This is a genomic window from Agrobacterium sp. T29 (assembly GCF_006970545.1).
Lineage (GTDB): Bacteria > Pseudomonadota > Alphaproteobacteria > Rhizobiales > Rhizobiaceae > Agrobacterium > Agrobacterium leguminum.
Window position 1 is genome coordinate 2,022,739 of the sequence record NZ_CP040640.1, and the last position, 19,382, is coordinate 2,042,120.

Sequence of the window (19,382 nt, forward strand, 5' to 3'; positions counted from 1 at the left end):
GCGCCACCGAGCTCCCCTTAAAAGGCGCCCGAAATGGCGATTGCCAGCCCGCCCCCTTTGGGCATACCTTGCTTAAACATGTGCGAAGTAATGCAAAAAGGGGAAAGCATGCATCGGACAGTTATCGTGACGGGCTCTACAAGCGGTATCGGCCTTGCGATTGCGCAGCGATTTGCGCGGGAGGGCGCCAATATTGTGCTGAACGGTTTCGGCGATGAGGACGAGATCGAAAAATTGCGCCTTTTGCTGGAAGCGGAAAGCGGCGGGCGCGTGCTTTATCACCCCGCGGATATGACGAAACCGGACGAGATCGCCGATCTCATCAATTCCGCCAACGAAAAACTCGGCTCTGTGGATGTGCTCGTCAACAATGCCGGCATCCAGCATATCGCGCCCATCGAGGAATTTCCGCCGGAAAAATGGGACTGGATCATCGCCATCAATCTGACCAGTTCCTTCCATACCATGCGGGCTGCGATACCGCTGATGAAGAAGGCCGGCAAAGGCCGTATCATCAACATCGCATCCGCCCACGGTCTCGTCGCCTCGCCGTTCAAATCGGCCTATGTGGCGGCCAAGCACGGCATCATGGGCCTGACGAAGACGGCAGCGCTCGAGCTTGCGCAGACCGGGGTTACCGTCAACGCCATCTGTCCGGGTTATGTGCTCACACCGCTCGTTGAAAAGCAGATACCGGAAATGGCGAAGGTGCGCGGCATCAGCGAAGAAGCGGTGAAGAACGACGTGATGCTGGAACTGCAGGCGACCAAGCAGTTCGTCACCGTCGATGACGTGGCAGCCGCCGCGCTGTTTCTGGCAAGCGATGCCGCAAGCAACATCACCGGCACCCATATTTCCGTGGATGGCGGCTGGACGGCGCAATAATTGCCGAAGTTTCTTTCCGTTTTGGAAACAATGAATTGCCAAAACGGAAATCGATATACGCCTGCGGGCGTGCATATGATGCGCAGGGACAATGACAAGAAACCGGCTCGGCAGCCGGTCAAAAAAAGCAGGGCATTGCATGAACGACGCGATCAGCTTCATCCTCAACAGCGAAACCATCTCGCTGAAGGATTTCGGACCGACAGACACGCTTCTCGATTTTCTCCGCATCAGCAAGCGGTTGACCGGGACCAAGGAAGGCTGCGCCGAAGGCGATTGCGGCGCCTGCACGGTGCTGGTAGGGCGGCTGTTGGACGGTTCGCTGCGTTATGAAAGCGTCAATGCCTGCATCCGCTTTTTAGGCTCGCTGCACGGCACCCATATCGTGACGGTCGAGCATCTGGCCGCCCGCGACGGTACGCTGCACCCCGTGCAGCAGGCGATGGTGGATTTCCACGGTTCGCAATGCGGTTTCTGCACGCCGGGCTTCATCATGTCGCTTTACGGTCTCTGGCTTTCCAGTGAAAACCCCGGCCGCGCCGACATTGAAAAGGCGCTGCAAGGCAACCTCTGTCGATGCACGGGCTATGAGCCGATAGTCCGCGCCGCCGAAAAAATCGCCGCTGCCCGCCCGAGCGCGCTGTTCGACCCGCTGCAACGGGACCGCACCGATATCATGGCCAGGCTCTGGGCAATCCGCGCCAATGAGACGATCATCGTCACCCACGGCGAGGACCGCACCATCATTCCGGCGACACTGGCCGAACTGACCGAGATTTACGCCGCTGAACCGAAGGCAACCATCGTTGCCGGCTCCACCGATGTCGGCCTGTGGGTGACGAAGCAGATGCGGGCGCTGAACCCGGTCATCTTCATCAACAATCTCGGAGATCTGCAAACCATCGCCGTGGATGAAGAGGGCGTGACACTCGGCGCCGGCGTCACCTACAGCCAGGCCTTCAAGACCATTGCGGAACATTTCCCGCCGCTTGCCCGGCTGTTCGACCGCCTCGGCGGCGAGCAGGTGCGCAATATGGGCACCATCGGCGGCAATATCGCCAACGGTTCGCCCATCGGCGACACGCCGCCGGCGCTGATCGCGCTCGGGGCGACGCTGACCTTGCGATCCTCCTCCGGTAACCGCAGCCTGCCGCTGGAAAGCTATTTCATCGATTACGGCAAACAGGACCGGCTGAGCGGCGAATTCGTCGAAAAGCTCTTCATTCCGTTCCGGAAGCCGGAAAGCCTCTATGCCGTCTACAAGATTTCCAAGCGCCGCGACGAGGATATTTCCGCGCTCTGCGGCGCCTTCAACCTGACGCTCGATGCCGACGGCGCGGTCGAAGACATCCGCATCGCCTTCGGTGGCATGGCCGGTACGCCGAAACGCGCCGCGCATCTGGAGGCAGCCCTTCTCGGCAAGCCCTGGCGCCAAGAAACGATCGATGCGGCACGCGATGTGCTGGACGAGGACTTTACCCCGCTGACCGACTGGCGGGCGACTGCCGAATATAGGCAGCTGACGGCCAAGAACCTGCTGACGCGGTTTTTCCTCGAGACTTCGGGGCAAAAACAGGAACTCAGCCGTTTCTCGCTGGAGGAGGCGTGATGATGGCGATGGCGACACCCGCACCCTCCCTCATTCCTGTGCTTGTCACAGGAATCCAGCCAGCCCAAGTCCTTGGGCTGGAAGGACTCTCTCGCCGCGCAGACGCGCGTCGGCTGGATTCCTGTGACATCCTCGGGCTTGTTCCGGGGAACAGGAATGAGGATGGGTTATCGTTTCTACACACCGATTCTGACTGCGAAGGAGAAGCTTGAACCATGGACACCACAAGCTTCGACAAGACCAAGACCGAAATCGACGGCCCGATGCACGCTTCGCTCCGGCACGATTCCGCCCATAAGCATGTGACCGGCAGCGCCGAATATATCGACGATATTCCCGAACCCGCCGGACTGATCCACGGCGCGCTCGGCCTTGCTGACCGGGCACATGCCGAAATCGTCTCGATGGACCTTTCGGAAGTGGAAAAAACACCCGGCGTGCTCTTGGTCATGGTTGCCAAGGACGTGCCCGGCGAAAACGACATCTCTTCCGGCGGCCGTCACGACGAGCCGCTGCTTGCCGAAACCAAGGTGGAATTCCACGGCCAGCCGATCTTCGCGGTTTTTGCCGAAACCCGCGATATCGCCAGAAAGGCGGCCCGCAAGGCAAAGATCACCTATAAGGACCTGCCGCATTTCACCGATATCGACACGGCGATTGAAAATGGCGGCGCGCTGGTCATCGATCCGATGACGCTCAAGCGCGGCGATGCCAAGATCGAAATGGACGTCGCATCGCGCCGCCTCACCGGCACGATGCGGATCGGCGGACAGGAGCATTTTTATCTCGAAAGCCACATCGCCATGGCCGTGCCGGGCGAGGATGACGAGGTGACGCTGTGGAGTTCCACCCAGCATCCGAGTGAAATCCAGCATATCGTCAGCCATATGCTTCAGGTGCCGTCCAACGCCGTCACGGTGCAGGTGCGCCGCATGGGCGGCGGTTTCGGTGGCAAGGAAACGCAGGGCAACCAGTTCGCCGCCCTCTGCGCCATCGCCGCCAAGAAGCTGAACCGGGCCGTGAAAATCCGCCCCGACCGCGACGAGGACATGACGGCCACCGGCAAACGCCACGATTTCCGCGTCGATTACGAACTGGGTTTCGATGAGGAAGGCCGCATCCACGCCGTCGACGCCACCTATGCCGCCCGCTGCGGTTTTTCCTCCGATCTGTCCGGTCCGGTCACGGACCGCGCGCTGTTCCACGCCGATTCCAGCTATTTCTATCCGCATGTACACCTCACCTCGCGGCCGCTGAAAACCCACACCGTCTCCAACACCGCTTTTCGCGGTTTCGGCGGCCCGCAAGGCATGCTCGGCGCGGAACGTTTCATCGAGGAAATCGCCTATGCGGTGGGCAAGGACCCGCTCGATATCCGCAAGCTGAATTTCTACGGCGAGACCGGCTCGGGCCGCACCACGACGCCCTATCATCAGGAGGTCGAGGACAACATCATCGCCCGCATCGTCGAGGAGCTGGAAACCTCCAGCGACTACCGCGCCCGGCGAGACGCCATCATCGAGTTCAACAAAACGAGCCCGATCATCCGCAAGGGCATCGCGCTCACCCCTGTCAAATTCGGCATCTCCTTCACCATGACCGCCTTCAATCAGGCGGGTGCGCTGGTGCATATCTATAATGACGGCTCCATCCACCTGAACCATGGCGGCACCGAAATGGGTCAGGGCCTTTACACCAAGGTGGCGCAGGTGGTGGCCGATGCCTTCCAGGTGGATATCGGCCGGGTGAAGATAACGGCAACGACCACCGGCAAGGTGCCGAACACCTCGGCCACCGCCGCCTCCTCCGGCACCGACCTCAACGGTATGGCGGCCTATGATGCCGCCCGTCAAATCCGCGAAAGGCTGGTCAAATTCGCCGCCGAGAACTGGAACGTGCCCGAAGAGGAAGTCGTCTTTCTGCCGAACCGGGTGCGCATCGGCCTTGAGGAAATCGCCTTCAACGACTTCATCAAAAAGGCCTATTTCGCCCGCGTGCAGCTTTCCGCCGCCGGTTTTTACAAGACGCCGAAAATCCACTGGGACCGCGCCGCCGGCCGTGGCACGCCGTTTTATTATTTCGCCTATGGCGCGGCCTGCTCGGAAGTGTCGATCGATACGCTGACCGGCGAATATATGATGGAACGCACCGATATCCTCCACGATGTCGGCAAGTCGCTGAACCCGGCCATCGATATCGGCCAAATCGAGGGCGCCTTCGTGCAGGGCATGGGCTGGCTGACGACGGAAGAATTGTGGTGGGATGGCAAGGGACGGCTGCGCACCCATGCTCCTTCCACCTACAAAATCCCGCTCGCCTCCGACCGGCCGAAGAGCTTTAACGTCAGGCTGGCGGAATGGGCGGAAAATGCCGAACCCACCATTGGCCGCTCCAAGGCCGTGGGCGAACCGCCCTTCATGCTGGCGATCTCTGTTCTCGAAGCCCTCTCCATGGCCGTCGCCTCCGTCGCCGACTACAAGGTCTGCCCGCGTCTCGATGCACCGGCAACGCCCGAGCGGGTTCTGATGGCGGTGGAACGGCTGAAGAAGGTGTGAGGGGAGACCCATGACTTCCCTCTCCAGCTTCCTCACGCAATATCCCGCTACGATCCTTGTGGAAATCGAGGCCGTGAAAGGGTCCTCCCCGCGTGAGGCCGGAACCTTCATGCTGGTCTCGCAAGACGGCCTGTGGGAAACCATTGGCGGCGGGCAGTTCGAATATATGGCCATAGACCACGCCCGAGTCATGCTGCGGAGCGGTGCTACCGAAGACCGCATGGATATTCCGCTTGGCCCGGAAATCGGCCAGTGCTGCGGCGGCCGCACCCTGCTCCGGTTCCGGCTGATAACTTCGGAAATCGCGGCAGCGCTGGAAGCGAGAGTGAAGGGCGAGGCCGAGCAGCAGCCGGCCGTCTTCATTTTCGGGGCGGGCCATGTCGGCAAGGCGCTGGCTGAAGCGCTGTCGCTGCTGCCCCTGACGCTGGCAGTGGTGGAAACGCGGGAAAACGAATTGCACGATCTTCCAGTGAACGTCGCATCCGTACTCACCCCCATGCCGGAGGCGCTCGTCGCGAAAATTCCTGCAAACGGGGCTGCCATCATCGTCACCCACGATCACGCGCTCGATTTCCTCATCGCGAAGGAAGCGCTTGCCCGCGACGATCTCGCCTATGTCGGCATGATCGGCTCGAAGACCAAACGCGCCACCTTCGCCCATTGGCTGGAGCGGGAAGGAGAGCCCATGTCCCGCCTTGCAAAGCTCATCCTGCCCATCGGCGGCAACAGCGTCAGGGACAAGCGGCCTGCGATCATAGCGGCCCTTGTGGCAGCCGAGTTGTTGCAAGCATTTTCCGCTGCCGAAATCCGTCGCAGCGAAAATCGACACGGCCATCCTCAAGGCCAAGATCACGCCTGAGCCCGTCCGGCAGGCTTTCATCCGCCAGATTGTCCGGCGCAATGCTTTCAAGGGTAAACCGTTCCGCTGTCCGCAGGCCCGCACGCAGGCGGGACCACGCGCGCAAGAGTGCTGTGCGCATGTTCGTCTCCATTCAAAAATATCAGAAGCTCAGTTGATGAATTGAGCTAAAAATGCTCTGTTTTCCGGAGAAAAACCAATGAAACCTTCGGCAATTGGCATAAAGAGAACTTATCCATGAAAATGTCCCGCCAGTTTCCCCTGAACGCCCTGCGGGTGTTCGAAGCTGCCGCAAGGCATCTGAGCTTCACCAAGGCCGGCGAAGAGCTGGGCATGACCCAGACGGCGGTGAGCTATCAGGTGAAACTGCTGGAGGAGAATATCGGTGAGCCGCTCTTCATCAGAAAGGCGCGGCAGGTCTCGCTGACCGAGGCCGGGCAGAAACTTGCGCCGAAAGTCGCGGAAGCCTTCAACAATCTGCGGGAGGCCGTCGACAATGTGCGCGACACGTCCGACGCGACCCTGACAATCCATTCCACCGCTACCTTCGCCTCACGCTGGCTTTCGCGACATCTGGGTGCTTTCCAGCTCGAACATCCCTCGATTGCCGTGCGGCTCGATACATCAAGCGCATTGATCGATTTTTCCCAGTCCGATTGCGATGTCGCCATTCGCTGGAGCAAAGATAACGGCAAAGGGCTGATCTATCATCAATTGCTGCGCGGCGTTTATACGCCGATGCTGCATCCGGGCCTTGCCGAAAGCATCGGCGGATTGCACAAGCCGGAAGACCTGCTGCGCCTGCGCATCATCGATCCCGGCGATATCTGGTGGAGCCAATGGTTTCGGGAAGTGGGTGTTGAAAATCCCGGCCTCGACCGTTATCCCCGCAGCCGCCTCAATGTGCAGGCCTTCGAAGCCGCCGCCGCAATCGCCAGCCAGGGGGTGGCCATGCTCACCCCTGAACTCTATGCCGATGAGATTGCGCTCGGCCGCCTGTATCAACCCTTCGAGCACCTTAGCAGCGAAGGAAAGAACTATTGGCTGGTCTACCCCGAAAACCGCAGGAACATCCGCAAGATCAGGCTGTTTCGCGACTGGATATTGAAACGGATCGAGGAAAGCCGGCCGCAGCAACTTCCTCAAAACCCCATGTCGGGCGCATAAAAACAGCGCGGCGTGTCCTCATCCGGAAACAGACAGAGATGATATTCGCCATCCTCGGATCGTCTTGCCTCGCGCTGCGACCAGTTGAAGACATGGCGTCGGGTGACCATGCGGTGATCGCCGGGTGCGAGCGAGACCTCGTAACCGTCAGGCGTGACACGAACACTGCGCGTGGGAATCATCTGGCAGTCGCCGGTTTCGGCGTCGCCATTGCAGCAATAGCTTTCATATTTGAACCCCTTGTGGGATTCATGGGCAAGCGCGGTGGCGCTGAACGCCAGAGATAAGAAGAGGACCGTCAGAACAAGGCGCATCGGCATGGTCTCCGTTGAAACAACGGCGGCTGCCGGAAGATCATTGCGTCCCTTTATTCAAATTTCACATCAACACCCACCCGGACACAACGGCACCGGGAACTGCGATACCTGCCCCCTGATCTGCCCCCACCCAGGGTTCGCAGCGCCCGCTTTCGGAAGAACCGCCAGCGAAACATGTCATGGAAGCCCTGCGCATTGGCGTAAAACCGGAATAGATTTCCGGCAAGGCGCCCCGCAGGACTCCGCAGCCTTATATTTTAGCACATCGGCAGACTGCACAAAGGATAATAGCTGAGTCGCGTTAGCCAGCTAAGCACAAACTATGCGACAGGAATGAGCGGCTGCAACTTTACCGGGCCAACCCACATACACGGGCGAACTCAACTGAGATTGCGGACACAAAGGCGTCAGATTGTGAACAATCACTTCCCACCCTCTGCTTTTCCCTTTCCTAAAGGTCAAATTTCTCGCAAGGTGCGCTGCACAAGGATCAGGGGAACCGCATGTACGAATATGCCATTGCGTGGGAATGGATGGCCTTTGCCGTCCGCTGGCTCCACGTCATCACCGCCATCGCCTGGATCGGCTCATCCTTTTATTTCATCGCGCTCGATCTCGGGCTGGTCAAACGGCCGCATCTGCCGCCGGGAGCCTATGGCGAGGAATGGCAGGTGCATGGCGGCGGCTTTTATCACATCCAGAAATATCTGGTTGCGCCTGCCCAGATGCCCGAGCACCTGACATGGTTCAAATGGGAAAGCTACGTCACCTGGCTTTCCGGCTTCGCCATGCTCTGCATCGTTTATTACGGCGGTGCCGATCTCTTCCTCATCGATCATTCCGTGCTGGCGCTCACCCAGTTCCAGGCCATCTGTCTGTCGCTCGCCTCGCTTGCCATCGGCTGGCTGTTTTACGATTTCCTCTGCAAATCGCCGCTCGGCAACAATACCTGGGGCCTGATGATCGTGCTCTATGTCGCGCTGGTGGCGATGGCATGGGGTTACACACAGGTTTTCACCGGCCGCGCCGCCTTCCTGCATCTCGGCGCATTCACCGCCACCATCATGTCGGCGAATGTGTTCTTCATCATCATCCCCAACCAGAAGATCGTCGTCGCCGACCTGATCGCCGGGCGCACACCGGACCCGAAATATGGCCGCATCGCCAAACAGCGCTCACTGCACAACAACTATCTGACGCTGCCCGTCATCTTCTTCATGCTGTCGAACCATTATCCGCTGGCCTTTGCCACGCAGTTTAACTGGATCATCGCGGCACTCGTCTTCCTGATGGGCGTCACCATCCGCCACTGGTTCAACACCACCCATGCCCGCAAGGGAAAACCCACATGGACCTGGCTGCTGACCGCCCTCATCTTCATCGTCATCATGTGGCTCTCCACCGTGCCGAAAGTGCTGACCGGCGAGGAAGAACAGAAAGCAGCGACGCTTTCGCCGATGCAGCAGCAATTCGTCGCCGACACCCATTTTGCCAAGGCGCGCGATGTGGTCCAGGGCCGCTGTTCCATGTGCCATGCGGCCGAACCGGTGTGGGAAGGCGTGCCCTTCACACCGAAATCGGTGAAGCTCGAAACCGACGAACAGATCGCCGCCCATGCGCGTGAAATTTATTTGCAAGCCGGGCGCAGCCATGCCATGCCTCCCGGCAACATCACCGCCATCACCCCGGATGAGCGCAAGCTGCTGACCGCCTGGTACGAAAGCGCGGTTTCCGGGGCAGGAAAAGCCGAAGGAAAGACTGAATGAGCATGGTTCTGCTGCGTGGCCGCCTGCTGAGCTTCCGCCGCGCGCCGCTCGCAATCGACGATACGCAAAGCTATCTCTATATCGAAGACGGTGGCCTGCTGATCGAAGACGGCCGGATCGCCGCCATCGGCGACTACGCCAATATCCGCAAGCAAGCCCCCGAAGACATCGAGGAAAAGGACCACCGCCCGCATCTCATCGTGCCGGGCCTCATCGACATGCACCTGCATTTCCCGCAGATGCAGGTCATCGGCTCCTATGCCGCCAACCTGCTGGAATGGCTGAACACCTATACTTTCCCGGAAGAATGCCGTTTCGTCGAAAGCGCCCATGCTGAGCGCATCGCCACGCATTTCTATGACGAACTGCTGCGCCACGGCACCACCACGGCCGCCGCTTATTGCTCCGTGCACAAGACCTCCGCCGACGCCTTCTTTGCTGAGGCCATGAAGCGCAACATGCTGATGGTGGGTGGCAAGGTGATGATGGACCGCAACGCCCCGCAGGGCCTGCTGGACACGCCGGAAACCTCCTATGACGAGACGCGCCAAGTCATCGCCGACTGGCACGGAAAAGGCCGCAACCACGTCGCCATCACCCCCCGCTTCGCCATCACCTCCACCCCGAAACAGATGGAAGCCGCGCAGGCGCTGGCGCAGGAATTTCCCGATCTCTTCATCCAGACGCATCTTTCGGAAAATCTGGACGAGATCAAATATACCTGCGAACTCTACCCCGAAGCGACCGACTATACCGACATCTATGTGCGTTACGGACTGATGGGCAACAAGACCCTGCTCGGCCACGCCATCCACCTCTCTGACCGCGAGGCGGATGTGCTGTCGGAAACCGGCGCAGTGGCCGTGCATTGCCCCACCTCGAACCTCTTCATCGGCTCCGGCCTCTTCCCGATGAAAAAGCTGCAGCGGCGCGAAAAGCCGGTGCGGATCGCGGTTGCGACCGACATCGGCGGCGGATCGAGCTATTCCATGCTGCGTACCATGGACGAGGCCTACAAAATCCAGCAATTGCTGGGCGAACGCCTCAACCCGCTGGAAAGCTGGTACCTGATGACCCGCGGCAATGCCGAGGCGCTTTCCATGGTCGACCGCATCGGCACGCTGGAGGCCGGCACGGACGCAGACATCACCGTGCTCAACGCCTCTTCCACCCCCGCCATGGCGCTGAAGATGGAAGTGGTGAACAGCCTGACGGAAGAACTCTTCCTGATGCTGACCATGGGCGACGACCGCACGGTGGTTGAGACCTATGTGGCCGGCAGGGCAATGAAGAGCGTGCTGGCATAGTTCGGTTGGGGCCGAAACATAAAGCTGCGGCCTCATTTATATCGGTCACATATTAGAGTGAGCGGGTGCCGCGTCTTTCTTCTCCCCGCCGGGGAGAAGTCCGCGGCAGCGGGATGAGGGGGCCAGCTCTCGATTTATCACCGACGTTGCCCCCTTGTAACTTGATTTCGCCGCGCTGTGATAATCTCGCTGCTGCGGTGGCGGATGGAAGACCGATCCCCCCTGGGGACATTGATCCCGTGGATGAGCCCGGGTCTCCCTCCGCTTTTTCATCGAACCCGAACAGTCGCCGGGGCCGCTTGCGTGTGCGAAGCCCGATTAGGCAAGGATGGGATAAGATGGATAATAGTGTTGGCATCGACGTTTCCAAGGACCGTCTGGATGTGGCGTTCGCAGCATCGGGCACGGTGTTCTTCGTCGAGAACAGCCATGCCGGGATCGACGATCTGGTAGAGCGTCTCAAAGAGGTGCATGCCGATATCGTGGCACTGGAAGCCACAGGCGGCTTCGAGACGCTGGCCGTGGCACGGCTTTCGGCGGCAGGATTTGCGGTGATCGTGGTCAATCCGGCGCAGGTGCGCGCCTATGCCAATGCCATCGGTCGCCGGGCCAAGACCGACGCGGTCGATGCGGCGGTGATTGCCGCTTTCGTGTCTGCCACCAAGCCACAAATCCGGCCTCTGCGTGATCAGCAAACCCAGCTTTTATCGGCACTTGTCGAGCGCAGGCGGCAGATCGTGCAGATGATCGTGGCCGAAGAGAACCGGTTACGCATGGCGCTGGAGAAATCGACCCGCAAAAGCATTCAGCGCCTGCTTGCCGCCCTGCGCCGGGAGGTGGACAGCATCGATGCGGAAATGGACGATCACATCCGCAAATCCCCCGTGTGGCGGGTGCGCGAGGCGCTGCTGACCTCCGTGCCTGGTGTGGGGCCTGCAACGGCGCGCACGCTTCTTGCCGAGATGCCGGAACTGGGCAGTCTCGACCGGCGTCAAATCGCCTCGCTGGCGGGCCTTGCTCCCTGGACCCGGCAATCGGGCAAATGGAAGGGCAAAAGCTTCATCGGTGGCGGAAGGGGCAAGGTCCGGGCGGTGTTGTTTATGGCAGCGCTGGTGGCGGCACGGCACAATCCAGTCCTCAAGGCCTTTCGCGATCGTCTCGTGCAAGCCGGAAAGCCGAAAATCCTCGCTACCGTCGCAACCATGCGAAAGCTTCTGACAATGCTCAACGCCATCATCAGAGACAACAAACCATGGCAAAACGCTTGACATCAAAGACAGTCGCTCATCCGACCCTTCGGGCCACCTTCTCCCCGGTGGGGAGAAGAAACCGTGTCGCACCCGCTCGCTTCAAATGACTGGCTGGCATCACCCGGCCGAAATGCGAATGACCTCTGGAGTGCCCGGTGCCGAACTTAGACACAACTACCCTGCTCATGATCCTCGCGACCTTCATCGTTGCCGGCATCGTCAAGGGCGTGACCGGCATGGGGCTGCCCACTGTCGCCATGGGCGTGCTCGGCCTCTTCATGCCCCCAGTCATTGCCGCAGGGCTGCTGATCCTGCCCTCCTTCGTCACCAATATCTGGCAATTGCTGGCCGGGCCGGATTTCAGGGCTATCGTCGCGCGGCTATGGCCGATGATGATCGCCATCGCCGCCGGCACCCTCATCGGCATCCGGCTGATGACGGCAGGTACCGGCGTCTGGACCACCTCGGCTCTCGGATTATGCCTTGCTGCTTACGCGGCCTACAGCCTCTTCGCCAAACCCCTCTCAGTTCCGGCGCGGCTGGAATCCAGGCTCTCACCGGCCATAGGGCTGACAACCGGCCTGCTGACCGGCGGCACCGGAATTTTCGTCGTGCCCGCCGTGCCCTATATCCAGTCGCTCGGTTTCAACCGCGACGATCTCGTGCAAGCGCTCGGCCTTTCCTTCACCGTTTCGACCATTGCGCTTGCCGCCGGCCTTGCCTCTCAGAACGCCTTCCGCGTTGAGCACCTGTCGCTTTCCGCACTCGCCGTGATGCCCGCGCTTCTCGGCATGTGGCTCGGCCAGAAAATCCGTAACATCGTCAGCCCGGCCACATTCCGGCGCTGGTTCCTCATCTGCCTGCTTTTATTGGGAGCCGAGCTGTTTTTGCGGGCTTTCTGGTGATGGACCCCGTCGATTTTAATGTCGCAGCCATCCCATTCATGTTATGTGAAGCCATCATTCAAATGTGAAGGCTTTATCCATGGGCAAAATCCTGACCATAGCGGACCTGAAGCAACAGGCTCAGCGCCGTGTGCCAAAAATGTTTTTCGACTACGCCGATAGCGGCGCATGGACGGAAGGCACCTACCGCGCCAATGAGGATGATTTTTCCAAGATAAAGCTGCGCCAGCGCGTGCTGGTGGATATGACCGACCGGTCGCTGGCCACCGAAATGGTCGGCGAGAAGGTTTCTATGCCGGTAGCCCTCTCCCCCACCGGGCTCACCGGCATGCAACACGCCGATGGCGAAATGCTAGCCGCGAAAGCGGCCGAAGAATTCGGCGTGCCTTTCACGCTTTCCACCATGAGCATCTGCTCCATCGAGGATGTCGCCTCCGTCACCTCGAAACCCTTCTGGTTCCAGCTCTACGTGATGAAGGACCGGGACTTCGTCAACAATCTCATCGACCGCGCCAAGGCCGCCGGCTGCTCGGCACTGGTGCTGACGCTCGACCTGCAAATTCTCGGCCAGCGCCACAAGGATTTGCGCAACGGCCTGTCCGCGCCGCCGAAATTCACCCCGAAACATATCTGGCAGATGGCGACCCGGCCGAAATGGTGCATGGACATGGCCCGCACCAAGCGCCGCAGCTTCGGCAACATCGTCGGTCATGCGAAAAATGTCTCCGACCTCTCCTCGCTCTCCTCCTGGACGGCGGAGCAGTTCGATCCGCGCCTGTCGTGGAAGGATGTCGAATGGATCAAGGAACGCTGGGGCGGCAAGCTGATCCTCAAGGGCATCCTTGACGAGGAAGACGCCCGCGCCTCGCTCGATACCGGCGCCGACGCCATCATCGTCTCCAACCATGGCGGCCGCCAGCTTGATGGCGCCCATTCCTCGATCGCCATGCTGCCGAAGATCGTCGATGCCGTCGGCGATAAAGTCGAGGTGCATATGGATGGCGGCATCCGCTCCGGTCAGGACGTGCTGAAGGCCGTGGCGCTCGGCGCCAAAGGCACCTATATCGGCCGGCCCTTCCTCTATGGCCTCGGCGCCGATGGCAAGCAGGGCGTGACGACGGCGCTCGAAATCATCCGCAAGGAAATGGATGTCAGCATGGCGCTTTGCGGCAAGCGGCTGATTACGGATGTGGACCGCAGCGTTCTGGCGTGATGGTTACAAGGCAGAAGGCGCTCCGGAAATGCAGGAGCGCATTCTCTGCCGTCATGCCGGACTTGATCCGGCATCCAGCCACGGCGCGTCTGCGCCGTGAAAAGACCCTTATGCGATCAAGGACTTGATCGCGCTGGACCCCGGATCTAGTCCGGGGTGACGGCGTGCGGATGCTGCCCTCGCGAGCGCCCTCACCAGCCAGTCTCAATGCCCCACCGTCTTCGAAAACACATTCACAATCACCACCCCCGTCACGATAAACCCGAGGCCGACGACAGCGGCAATATCCAGCGCCTGGCGGAACACGAAATAACCGATACCGGAAATCAGCACGATGCCGAGCCCGCTCCAGATCGCATAGGCCACGCCGACCGGCAGCGCCCGCAGCGTGAACGACAGCAAATAAAAGGCCGCACCGTAAAACAGCGCCATCAGCACCGTCGGCAACAGCCGGGTGAACTGCTGCGACTGCTGCAGGAACGAGGTGGCGATAACCTCGCAGACAATGGCCGCGACGAGCGCCCCGTAGGTGAAGATAGCCGCGTTCATTGTTCCATTTCCTTTTTCGTCTGCGCGATCATCCGGGCTCTGAGAGCCGCCCTGTCGCCACCTGCCCTGCCGTCATCGGCCAGAAGATCGGCAAACCAGATGCCGTCCGCCGCAAGCCTTACGAGTTCCAATACCACCCCCTCATCCGTTTCCTTATGACGGATGAGACGCCCTTCGAACCAGCTGGTCCACATGCGCCTGAGCGACGGTTCACCGACCATCGACACCGATAACGCCGCCCATTGCCTGCCCGATTCCCGGTCGCGATCGGCGAAAACCGCGTTCACATAGGCCCTCGTGAAGCATCCGTAAGCTTCACAATCCTGTGAGATGAGCGCGTCGATTTCCGCGTCCAGCGCCGAAAGAAGGTCCGCCATCACCGCCTCCAGCAAAGCCTGCTTGGAAGCGAAATGATGAAACAACCCGCCCTTCGTCACCCCGGCGGCATCCGCCACCGCCTGCACGGAAAGTGCTGCAACACCCTGCTCGGCAGCGAGTTTCGCCGCGCAATCGAGAAGACTGCGGCGAACGATCTCAGGCTGCTTTTTCCGTTCATGTGCATTTTTCATGCTTCGGAACATACCGGACGGTTGGTTTCTTTGCAAGGAAATTGTGAGGCCTTCCGCCGGCTTGAAATTCATACTTAATTAAGCATGAAAGCGATCTCTAAAGTTTTAGCGGTTTTGTTGCCGGAAAGTGTCAGTAAAACTTCGCTCATCGCGGCGGACGAACAAAAGGGGTGGATTATGTCGGGAACGATCAAACGGGGAATGGCGGGCGCATGGGTCTTCGCACTCGCCTTCTTTTGCGCGATCCTCTCATTGCAGGCATCGCCTGCCCAGGCCGGCTACGCCCACTTCATCATGGATGCCAATACCGGCAAGGTTCTGGCCGCGCGCAATGCCGATGTGCTGAACCACCCCGCTTCGCTGACCAAGATGATGACGCTCTACATGACCTTCGAGGCGCTGCATGCCGGCCGGCTTCGCTGGGACCAGAAGATAAAGATGTCCAAGAACGGTGCAGCCGTTATCCCCTCGAAGCTTTATGTGCGCCAGGGGCAGACCTTCACCGTGCGCGAGGCGGTCTACGGCATGATCGTCAAATCCGCCAATGACATGGCGGAAGGCATGGGCGATCATCTCGGCGGCTCCGAGGCAAGGTTCGCCGAGATGATGACCCGCAAGGCCCGCCAGCTCGGCATGACGAAAACGGTCTTCCGCAACGCCTCCGGCCTGCCCAGCAAATCGCAGGTGACGACAGCGCGCGACATGGCGAAACTCGGCTTGGCGCTGCAGCGCGACTTTCCCAAGGAATACGGCCTCTTCGCCATGGAATCCTTCAGCTTCCGGGGAAAACGCATTCGTGGTCATAACAATCTGATGTATCGTTATCAGGGCATGGACGGCATCAAGACCGGTTATACCAATGCTTCCGGTTTCAACCTCGTCAGCGCCGTCAATCACAATGGTCGCCGCGTCGTCGGCGTCGTGCTGGGCGGCAAGACCGCGCGCAGCCGCGATGCGCAGATGGCCGCCCTTCTGGACAAGGCCGTGCCGCAGGCATCGAGAAGCCGCAACACCGAACAGCTCGTTGCCAGCGCCAATGTCAGCCGCACCTTTGCTGTGACGCCCGCAGCCGCGCCCGCCGCCTCAGTACCGCCCGCCTCTGTACCATTGCCGATGTTCGCCGAACGCCGCCAGGATCCGGTCGCCATGCAGATCGCCACGGCGAATAACCAGATGGCCGACATGATGCAGGTTTCGGCCATCCCGCGGCCGGCCCCCACTGCCGTCTCCGCCGGCCAGAGAAGCCGCTGGGAAGTGCAGATCGCCGCCACCGACAGTGAAGCCGCCGCCCGCTCGCTGCTCGCCAATGCCCGCTCCAACATCGCCGGAAATTATACCGGGATCGCTCCCTATACCGAGGCCGTGCAAAGCGGATCGGCAACCCTCTACCGCGCCCGTTTCACCGGCTTCGAAGACCAGTCTTCGGCGGTTTCCGCCTGCAAGGAACTGAAGGCGCAATCTTATTCCTGCGTGGTGATGACCAGCGAGGGGTGAGGATCAGTAGTGGAAACGGCACTGGTGAATGATCAGAACCGTCTTTTCCGCTTCGCCGCGCAACTCGTAGACAAGCCGATGCTCCTGCGAAATCCTGCGTGACCATAGGCCCTTCAACTGAAAACGCAGTGGCTCAGGTTTTCCGATCCCTTCAAATGGATGCCGTCGACAATCCTTGATGAGTTCATTGATGCGTTCGAGCATCTTGCGATCATATTGCTGCCAGTGAAGATAGTCTTCCCAGCCCTGATGGCTCCAGCCGAGAGCAATTGCGCCCTTTTGCTGCATGAGAGTTTCTCCTGATGGAAGCTCGCACTCATGCGCGATGGGTTTGAAAAATCAGTCGATAAGATCATGACTTTCGAAAGTACCCGCGTCCACATCGGACATCGACTTTCTAAGTCTGGCGAAATTCTCCGGCGACGAGCAGAGATGCAAGGTTTCCATCAAGCCTTCATACTCGTCCTTGTCGATAAGAACGGCGGACGGCTTGTCGCGGCGCACGATTTCCACAGTCACCCGGTCCTGCGACACTTCATCCAGAAGCGATGCAAGGGATTCGCGTGCTTTCGAAAACATAACGGTACGCATGGATGAACCCCGATGAAAGTTGTACAATAAATAGTACAACTCCCTGGGCAATTCAAGCCCGTTTGCCAAGCCAACCGCCCGCCAGCGCATCGGAGAGACGAGGCATGCCATTGACCTTCGCCATCTCGGCCATCGCCATATTGTCGTAACGGATGTTGCGGAAATAGACCTGCCAGCCACGCCCGGTCTCTTCCAGCACGGCATAGGTGGCAAGCGGGTGGCCGGCCTCAACGTGATGGTCGAAAGGCGTGTCGTCCTTCCAGCCGGGGCAGCCGACGCTGCCGGGATTGACGATCAGCCGGCCGTCGGAAAGCTGCACGGTGCGGGGAATATGGGTGTGGCCACACAGCATCAGCGGCTGCGTGATGCCTTCCGCCATGGCTTCGATTTCGGCCAGCGGCCGCAATTTCAGAACGCCTTCCGGTGACAGCGTTTCCAGCCAATATTCCAGATCGTCACGCGGCGAGCCATGGCAGCAATAGGCGACATCCTTGAACACCATGCTGAACGGCAGGGTTTGCAGCCAATCCAGATGGGCGGCGCTCAGCTGCGCATGCGCCGGCCTTTCCCAGCTTCCCATCTCCTCCGGGGCACGGTCGATCAGTTCCCGGTCATGATTGCCGCGGATGCTGGGAATCCAGTTGCTAACAAGCACATCGCCGGTAAACCCCGCTTCCAGCGGGCCGCTGAAACAATCGCCGAGATTGACGATGTCCTTGATGCCAAGCCTCGCGATATCCTCCAGCACGGCTTCGAGCGCGGCGCAGTTTCCGTGAATATCGGCAATGGCGGCAAAGATCATGGCAATCAGCTTCCTCGATAGGTGGAATAACTATAGGGCGAAAGCAGAAGCGGCACATGGTAGTGGCCGCTCTCATCGGCAATGCCGAAGCGGATCGGGATAATATCGAGAAAGGCCGGCTCCGGCAGCGCCACACCCTTGCCGCGCAGATAATCGCCGGCATGGAAAACCAGCTCGTATTGACCCACCTTGAAACTCTCTCCGGCGAGCAGAGGCCCGCCATCGACACGGCCGTCGCTATTGGTCTGCACCGTTTTCAGCTTCTCGCGGCGATCGCCGGAAAGCCGGTAGAGCTCGATCGTCAGCCCTTCGGCGGGCGTGCCCTGGGCGGCATCGAGGACATGGGTAGTCAAACCGGTCATGGCTTGGGCTCCGCGATCATATAGGGCTCATCGAAAAAATACTCTTCCAGATTGTTACCCGGTCCATCGCGGTCGGCAACCAGAAAATCCGAAACCGCCTGCAACGGCATCAGCGGATAATGCCAGACATTGCGGCGGTAATTCACGCCCTGATCGCCCCGCGCCAGAAACACCTGCGGCCGGCCGGGCCGGCCGCCATCGTCATCGGCGACGACCACGAGGAAGGGTCGGCCGGAAAGCGGCGAAAAACTCTGGCTGCCGAGCGGATGCCGCTCCATCATTTCGATTTCATGCGGAAAGGCGCGGGGCTGCCCGCGGAAAATATTGAGGATGACACGCGCACCCTCCCCCGCCGCCTCCGGAGCTGCAAGCGCATGATGCCGCTCGGTCTGGCCGCCATTGATATGCCGCATGGAGGAGGGTGTCGTTTCGATCACATCGCCGAAGGATGCGAACGCCTCTTTGGTGAGAGGTTTTATGTCGAGAAAATCAGTCAAATGTCATTCACCTTGGGCATGCCAGTTTCGGAGGAGGGAGAGACGCGCCTGCAGATCCGGAATGCTCTGCGTTATCGTTTTCCAGACGACCGAAAGCTCCGCCCGGAAATAATCATGCACGATCAGATTGCGCATACCCTTCATCTTGATCCAGGGGATTTCCGGGTGCTGCTGTAAAAATGCGGGGTAGTGCTTGTCCAGCTTGGCGACCGCCTCGCCAATCAGGGCAAGACCCATCATGACCGCCATCTGCGTCCGCGTGTCGGAAGAAAAAGCGGCCTCATCCATATCCTGAATGAAATCCTGTATTCTGGAGGCGGCAACATCCATCTCCTTCAGATAGAGCAGAAGCCGATCCGTACTCATACCGCTTTGGCTTCCTTCAGAACGCGCGCCCGTATATCCGAATGCAGGCCGCCTGAGGTGACGACGTCGACCTCGACACCAAGCAGTGCCTTCAATTCCTCCAGCAAACCGCCGAGATCGAACAATGTCGTGCCCGGCAGCGCATCCACCAGAATGTCGAGATCGCTGTCCGGCCGGTCCTCGCCGCGGGCGACGGAGCCGAACACGCGCGGGTTTGCCGCGTTGAAGCGTTTCGTCGCTTCGCGGATCGCTTCCCTGTTCTTTTCCAGCACCTCGGAAGGTCTCATGGTATCAATCTCCAGACGGCGCGATTCTAGCA

The 19,382-nt window shown here is 59.9% G+C and carries 21 protein-coding genes; 11 read left to right on the forward strand and 10 right to left on the reverse strand.

Annotated elements, in window-relative coordinates; all coding sequences use genetic code 11:
* Positions 1–108 precede the first annotated feature (108 nt).
* The 5 genes from FGF54_RS10255 to FGF54_RS10275 all read left to right on the forward strand — a co-directional run bounded on the left by FGF54_RS10255 (position 109) and on the right by FGF54_RS10275 (position 7,075).
* Positions 109–885 carry a 3-hydroxybutyrate dehydrogenase gene (locus FGF54_RS10255; RefSeq protein ID WP_059754597.1) on the forward strand — a complete coding sequence of 259 codons (777 nt, stop codon included), beginning with the start codon at positions 109–111 and terminating at the stop codon, positions 883–885.
* A 139-nt stretch (positions 886–1,024) separates the two neighbouring features.
* Complete coding sequence (gene xdhA, locus FGF54_RS10260; RefSeq protein WP_142779595.1) at positions 1,025–2,494, forward strand: xanthine dehydrogenase small subunit; 1,470 nt, start codon at positions 1,025–1,027, stop codon at positions 2,492–2,494.
* A 215-nt stretch (positions 2,495–2,709) separates the two neighbouring features.
* Positions 2,710–5,049 carry a xanthine dehydrogenase molybdopterin binding subunit gene (xdhB, locus tag FGF54_RS10265; protein WP_168208053.1) on the forward strand — a complete coding sequence of 780 codons (2,340 nt, stop codon included), beginning with the start codon at positions 2,710–2,712 and terminating at the stop codon, positions 5,047–5,049.
* 10 nt (positions 5,050–5,059) lie between these two features.
* Entirely contained in the window at positions 5,060–5,908 is an 849-nt protein-coding gene (gene xdhC, locus FGF54_RS10270; RefSeq protein WP_142779596.1) for a xanthine dehydrogenase accessory protein XdhC, read from the forward strand.
* A gap of 237 nt (positions 5,909–6,145) precedes the next feature.
* Positions 6,146–7,075 (forward strand): LysR substrate-binding domain-containing protein, encoded by a 930-nt coding sequence (locus FGF54_RS10275; RefSeq protein WP_020810938.1) that lies wholly within the window; start codon positions 6,146–6,148, stop codon positions 7,073–7,075.
* Here FGF54_RS10275 and FGF54_RS10280 read toward each other — a convergent pair.
* Positions 7,051–7,389 carry a hypothetical protein gene (locus FGF54_RS10280; protein ID WP_003524238.1) on the reverse strand — a complete coding sequence of 113 codons (339 nt, stop codon included), beginning with the start codon at positions 7,387–7,389 and terminating at the stop codon, positions 7,051–7,053. The two genes, FGF54_RS10275 and FGF54_RS10280, sit on opposite strands and share 25 nt — an antisense overlap.
* Positions 7,390–7,895: 506 nt before the next feature.
* On the opposite strand from FGF54_RS10280, the gene puuD reads away from it, so the two are divergent.
* The 5 genes from puuD to FGF54_RS10305 all read left to right on the forward strand — a co-directional run bounded on the left by puuD (position 7,896) and on the right by FGF54_RS10305 (position 13,833).
* Positions 7,896–9,158 carry a urate hydroxylase PuuD gene (puuD, locus tag FGF54_RS10285; protein ID WP_142779597.1) on the forward strand — a complete coding sequence of 421 codons (1,263 nt, stop codon included), beginning with the start codon at positions 7,896–7,898 and terminating at the stop codon, positions 9,156–9,158.
* Positions 9,155–10,465: a guanine deaminase gene (gene guaD, locus FGF54_RS10290; protein WP_142779598.1), complete on the forward strand. Its 1,311-nt coding sequence runs from the start codon at positions 9,155–9,157 to the stop codon at positions 10,463–10,465. The genes puuD and guaD overlap by 4 nt, the downstream gene beginning before the upstream one ends.
* A 338-nt stretch (positions 10,466–10,803) precedes the next feature.
* Positions 10,804–11,733, forward strand: coding sequence for an IS110 family transposase (locus tag FGF54_RS10295; protein ID WP_142779599.1), 930 nt, complete (start codon positions 10,804–10,806; stop codon positions 11,731–11,733).
* A 167-nt stretch (positions 11,734–11,900) separates the two neighbouring features.
* The gene (locus tag FGF54_RS10300; protein ID WP_142780200.1) at positions 11,901–12,620 is read left to right on the forward strand and encodes a sulfite exporter TauE/SafE family protein; all 720 of its coding nucleotides are present in this window, start codon (positions 11,901–11,903) and stop codon (positions 12,618–12,620) included.
* A 79-nt stretch (positions 12,621–12,699) separates the two neighbouring features.
* Positions 12,700–13,833, forward strand: a complete 1,134-nt coding sequence (locus tag FGF54_RS10305; RefSeq protein WP_168208055.1) for an alpha-hydroxy acid oxidase — start codon at positions 12,700–12,702, stop codon at positions 13,831–13,833.
* A 204-nt stretch (positions 13,834–14,037) separates the two neighbouring features.
* Here FGF54_RS10305 and FGF54_RS10310 read toward each other — a convergent pair whose 3' ends face one another.
* Both FGF54_RS10310 and FGF54_RS10315 read right to left on the reverse strand, forming a co-directional pair.
* Complete coding sequence (locus FGF54_RS10310; protein WP_003524247.1) at positions 14,038–14,382, reverse strand: multidrug efflux SMR transporter; 345 nt, start codon at positions 14,380–14,382, stop codon at positions 14,038–14,040.
* Entirely contained in the window at positions 14,379–14,963 is a 585-nt protein-coding gene (locus FGF54_RS10315) for a TetR/AcrR family transcriptional regulator (RefSeq protein WP_142779601.1), read from the reverse strand. The genes FGF54_RS10310 and FGF54_RS10315 overlap by 4 nt, the downstream gene beginning before the upstream one ends.
* Positions 14,964–15,152: 189 nt before the next feature.
* On the opposite strand from FGF54_RS10315, the gene FGF54_RS10320 reads away from it, so the two are divergent.
* Positions 15,153–16,445 carry a D-alanyl-D-alanine carboxypeptidase gene (locus tag FGF54_RS10320; RefSeq protein WP_168208129.1) on the forward strand — a complete coding sequence of 431 codons (1,293 nt, stop codon included), beginning with the start codon at positions 15,153–15,155 and terminating at the stop codon, positions 16,443–16,445.
* A gap of 3 nt (positions 16,446–16,448) precedes the next feature.
* On the opposite strand, the gene FGF54_RS10325 is transcribed toward FGF54_RS10320, so the two are convergent.
* Genes FGF54_RS10325 through FGF54_RS10355 form a run of 7 tightly spaced genes read right to left on the reverse strand, consistent with a single transcriptional unit; the run spans position 16,449 to position 19,350 of the window.
* A complete protein-coding gene (locus tag FGF54_RS10325; protein ID WP_206696310.1) occupies positions 16,449–16,733 on the reverse strand; it encodes a Txe/YoeB family addiction module toxin in 285 nt (94 codons plus the stop codon).
* Between the two features lie 51 nt (positions 16,734–16,784).
* Complete coding sequence (locus FGF54_RS10330) at positions 16,785–17,036, reverse strand: type II toxin-antitoxin system Phd/YefM family antitoxin (RefSeq protein WP_035260938.1); 252 nt, start codon at positions 17,034–17,036, stop codon at positions 16,785–16,787.
* A 52-nt stretch (positions 17,037–17,088) separates the two neighbouring features.
* Positions 17,089–17,838 carry a metallophosphoesterase gene (locus tag FGF54_RS10335; protein ID WP_142779603.1) on the reverse strand — a complete coding sequence of 250 codons (750 nt, stop codon included), beginning with the start codon at positions 17,836–17,838 and terminating at the stop codon, positions 17,089–17,091.
* A 5-nt stretch (positions 17,839–17,843) separates the two neighbouring features.
* Entirely contained in the window at positions 17,844–18,200 is a 357-nt protein-coding gene (gene uraH / locus FGF54_RS10340; RefSeq protein ID WP_035260925.1) for a hydroxyisourate hydrolase, read from the reverse strand.
* Entirely contained in the window at positions 18,197–18,697 is a 501-nt protein-coding gene (locus FGF54_RS10345) for an ureidoglycolate lyase (protein ID WP_142779604.1), read from the reverse strand. Before FGF54_RS10345 ends, uraH begins: the two co-directional genes overlap by 4 nt.
* A 3-nt stretch (positions 18,698–18,700) precedes the next feature.
* On the reverse strand, positions 18,701–19,063 hold the full coding sequence (locus tag FGF54_RS10350) for a DUF86 domain-containing protein (RefSeq protein ID WP_035220083.1): 363 nt from the start codon (positions 19,061–19,063) through the stop codon (positions 18,701–18,703).
* Positions 19,060–19,350 (reverse strand): nucleotidyltransferase family protein, encoded by a 291-nt coding sequence (locus FGF54_RS10355; RefSeq protein WP_035220685.1) that lies wholly within the window; start codon positions 19,348–19,350, stop codon positions 19,060–19,062. Before FGF54_RS10355 ends, FGF54_RS10350 begins: the two co-directional genes overlap by 4 nt.
* Positions 19,351–19,382 lie beyond the last annotated feature (32 nt).

Bases quoted from the DNA above. Each gene is read 5' to 3' on its own strand.
- FGF54_RS10280 (WP_003524238.1), bottom strand. From the start codon at position 7,389: ATGCGCCTTGTTCTGACGGTCCTCTTCTTATCTCTGGCGTTCAGCGCC.
- FGF54_RS10330 (WP_035260938.1), bottom strand. From the start codon at position 17,036: ATGCGTACCGTTATGTTTTCGAAAGCACGCGAATCCCTTGCATCGCTT.
- xdhA (WP_142779595.1), top strand. From the start codon at position 1,025: ATGAACGACGCGATCAGCTTCATCCTCAACAGCGAAACCATCTCGCTG.
- uraH (WP_035260925.1), bottom strand. From the start codon at position 18,200: ATGACCGGTTTGACTACCCATGTCCTCGATGCCGCCCAGGGCACGCCC.
- xdhB (WP_168208053.1), top strand. From the start codon at position 2,710: ATGGACACCACAAGCTTCGACAAGACCAAGACCGAAATCGACGGCCCG.
- FGF54_RS10325 (WP_206696310.1), bottom strand. From the start codon at position 16,733: ATGCAGCAAAAGGGCGCAATTGCTCTCGGCTGGAGCCATCAGGGCTGG.
- FGF54_RS10305 (WP_168208055.1), top strand. From the start codon at position 12,700: ATGGGCAAAATCCTGACCATAGCGGACCTGAAGCAACAGGCTCAGCGC.
- FGF54_RS10350 (WP_035220083.1), bottom strand. From the start codon at position 19,063: ATGAGTACGGATCGGCTTCTGCTCTATCTGAAGGAGATGGATGTTGCC.
- puuD (WP_142779597.1), top strand. From the start codon at position 7,896: ATGTACGAATATGCCATTGCGTGGGAATGGATGGCCTTTGCCGTCCGC.
- xdhC (WP_142779596.1), top strand. From the start codon at position 5,060: ATGACTTCCCTCTCCAGCTTCCTCACGCAATATCCCGCTACGATCCTT.
- FGF54_RS10335 (WP_142779603.1), bottom strand. From the start codon at position 17,838: ATGATCTTTGCCGCCATTGCCGATATTCACGGAAACTGCGCCGCGCTC.
- FGF54_RS10355 (WP_035220685.1), bottom strand. From the start codon at position 19,350: ATGAGACCTTCCGAGGTGCTGGAAAAGAACAGGGAAGCGATCCGCGAA.
- FGF54_RS10310 (WP_003524247.1), bottom strand. From the start codon at position 14,382: ATGAACGCGGCTATCTTCACCTACGGGGCGCTCGTCGCGGCCATTGTC.
- FGF54_RS10300 (WP_142780200.1), top strand. From the start codon at position 11,901: ATGATCCTCGCGACCTTCATCGTTGCCGGCATCGTCAAGGGCGTGACC.
- FGF54_RS10295 (WP_142779599.1), top strand. From the start codon at position 10,804: ATGGATAATAGTGTTGGCATCGACGTTTCCAAGGACCGTCTGGATGTG.
- FGF54_RS10255 (WP_059754597.1), top strand. From the start codon at position 109: ATGCATCGGACAGTTATCGTGACGGGCTCTACAAGCGGTATCGGCCTT.
- FGF54_RS10315 (WP_142779601.1), bottom strand. From the start codon at position 14,963: ATGTTCCGAAGCATGAAAAATGCACATGAACGGAAAAAGCAGCCTGAG.
- FGF54_RS10275 (WP_020810938.1), top strand. From the start codon at position 6,146: ATGAAAATGTCCCGCCAGTTTCCCCTGAACGCCCTGCGGGTGTTCGAA.
- FGF54_RS10320 (WP_168208129.1), top strand. From the start codon at position 15,153: ATGGCGGGCGCATGGGTCTTCGCACTCGCCTTCTTTTGCGCGATCCTC.
- guaD (WP_142779598.1), top strand. From the start codon at position 9,155: ATGAGCATGGTTCTGCTGCGTGGCCGCCTGCTGAGCTTCCGCCGCGCG.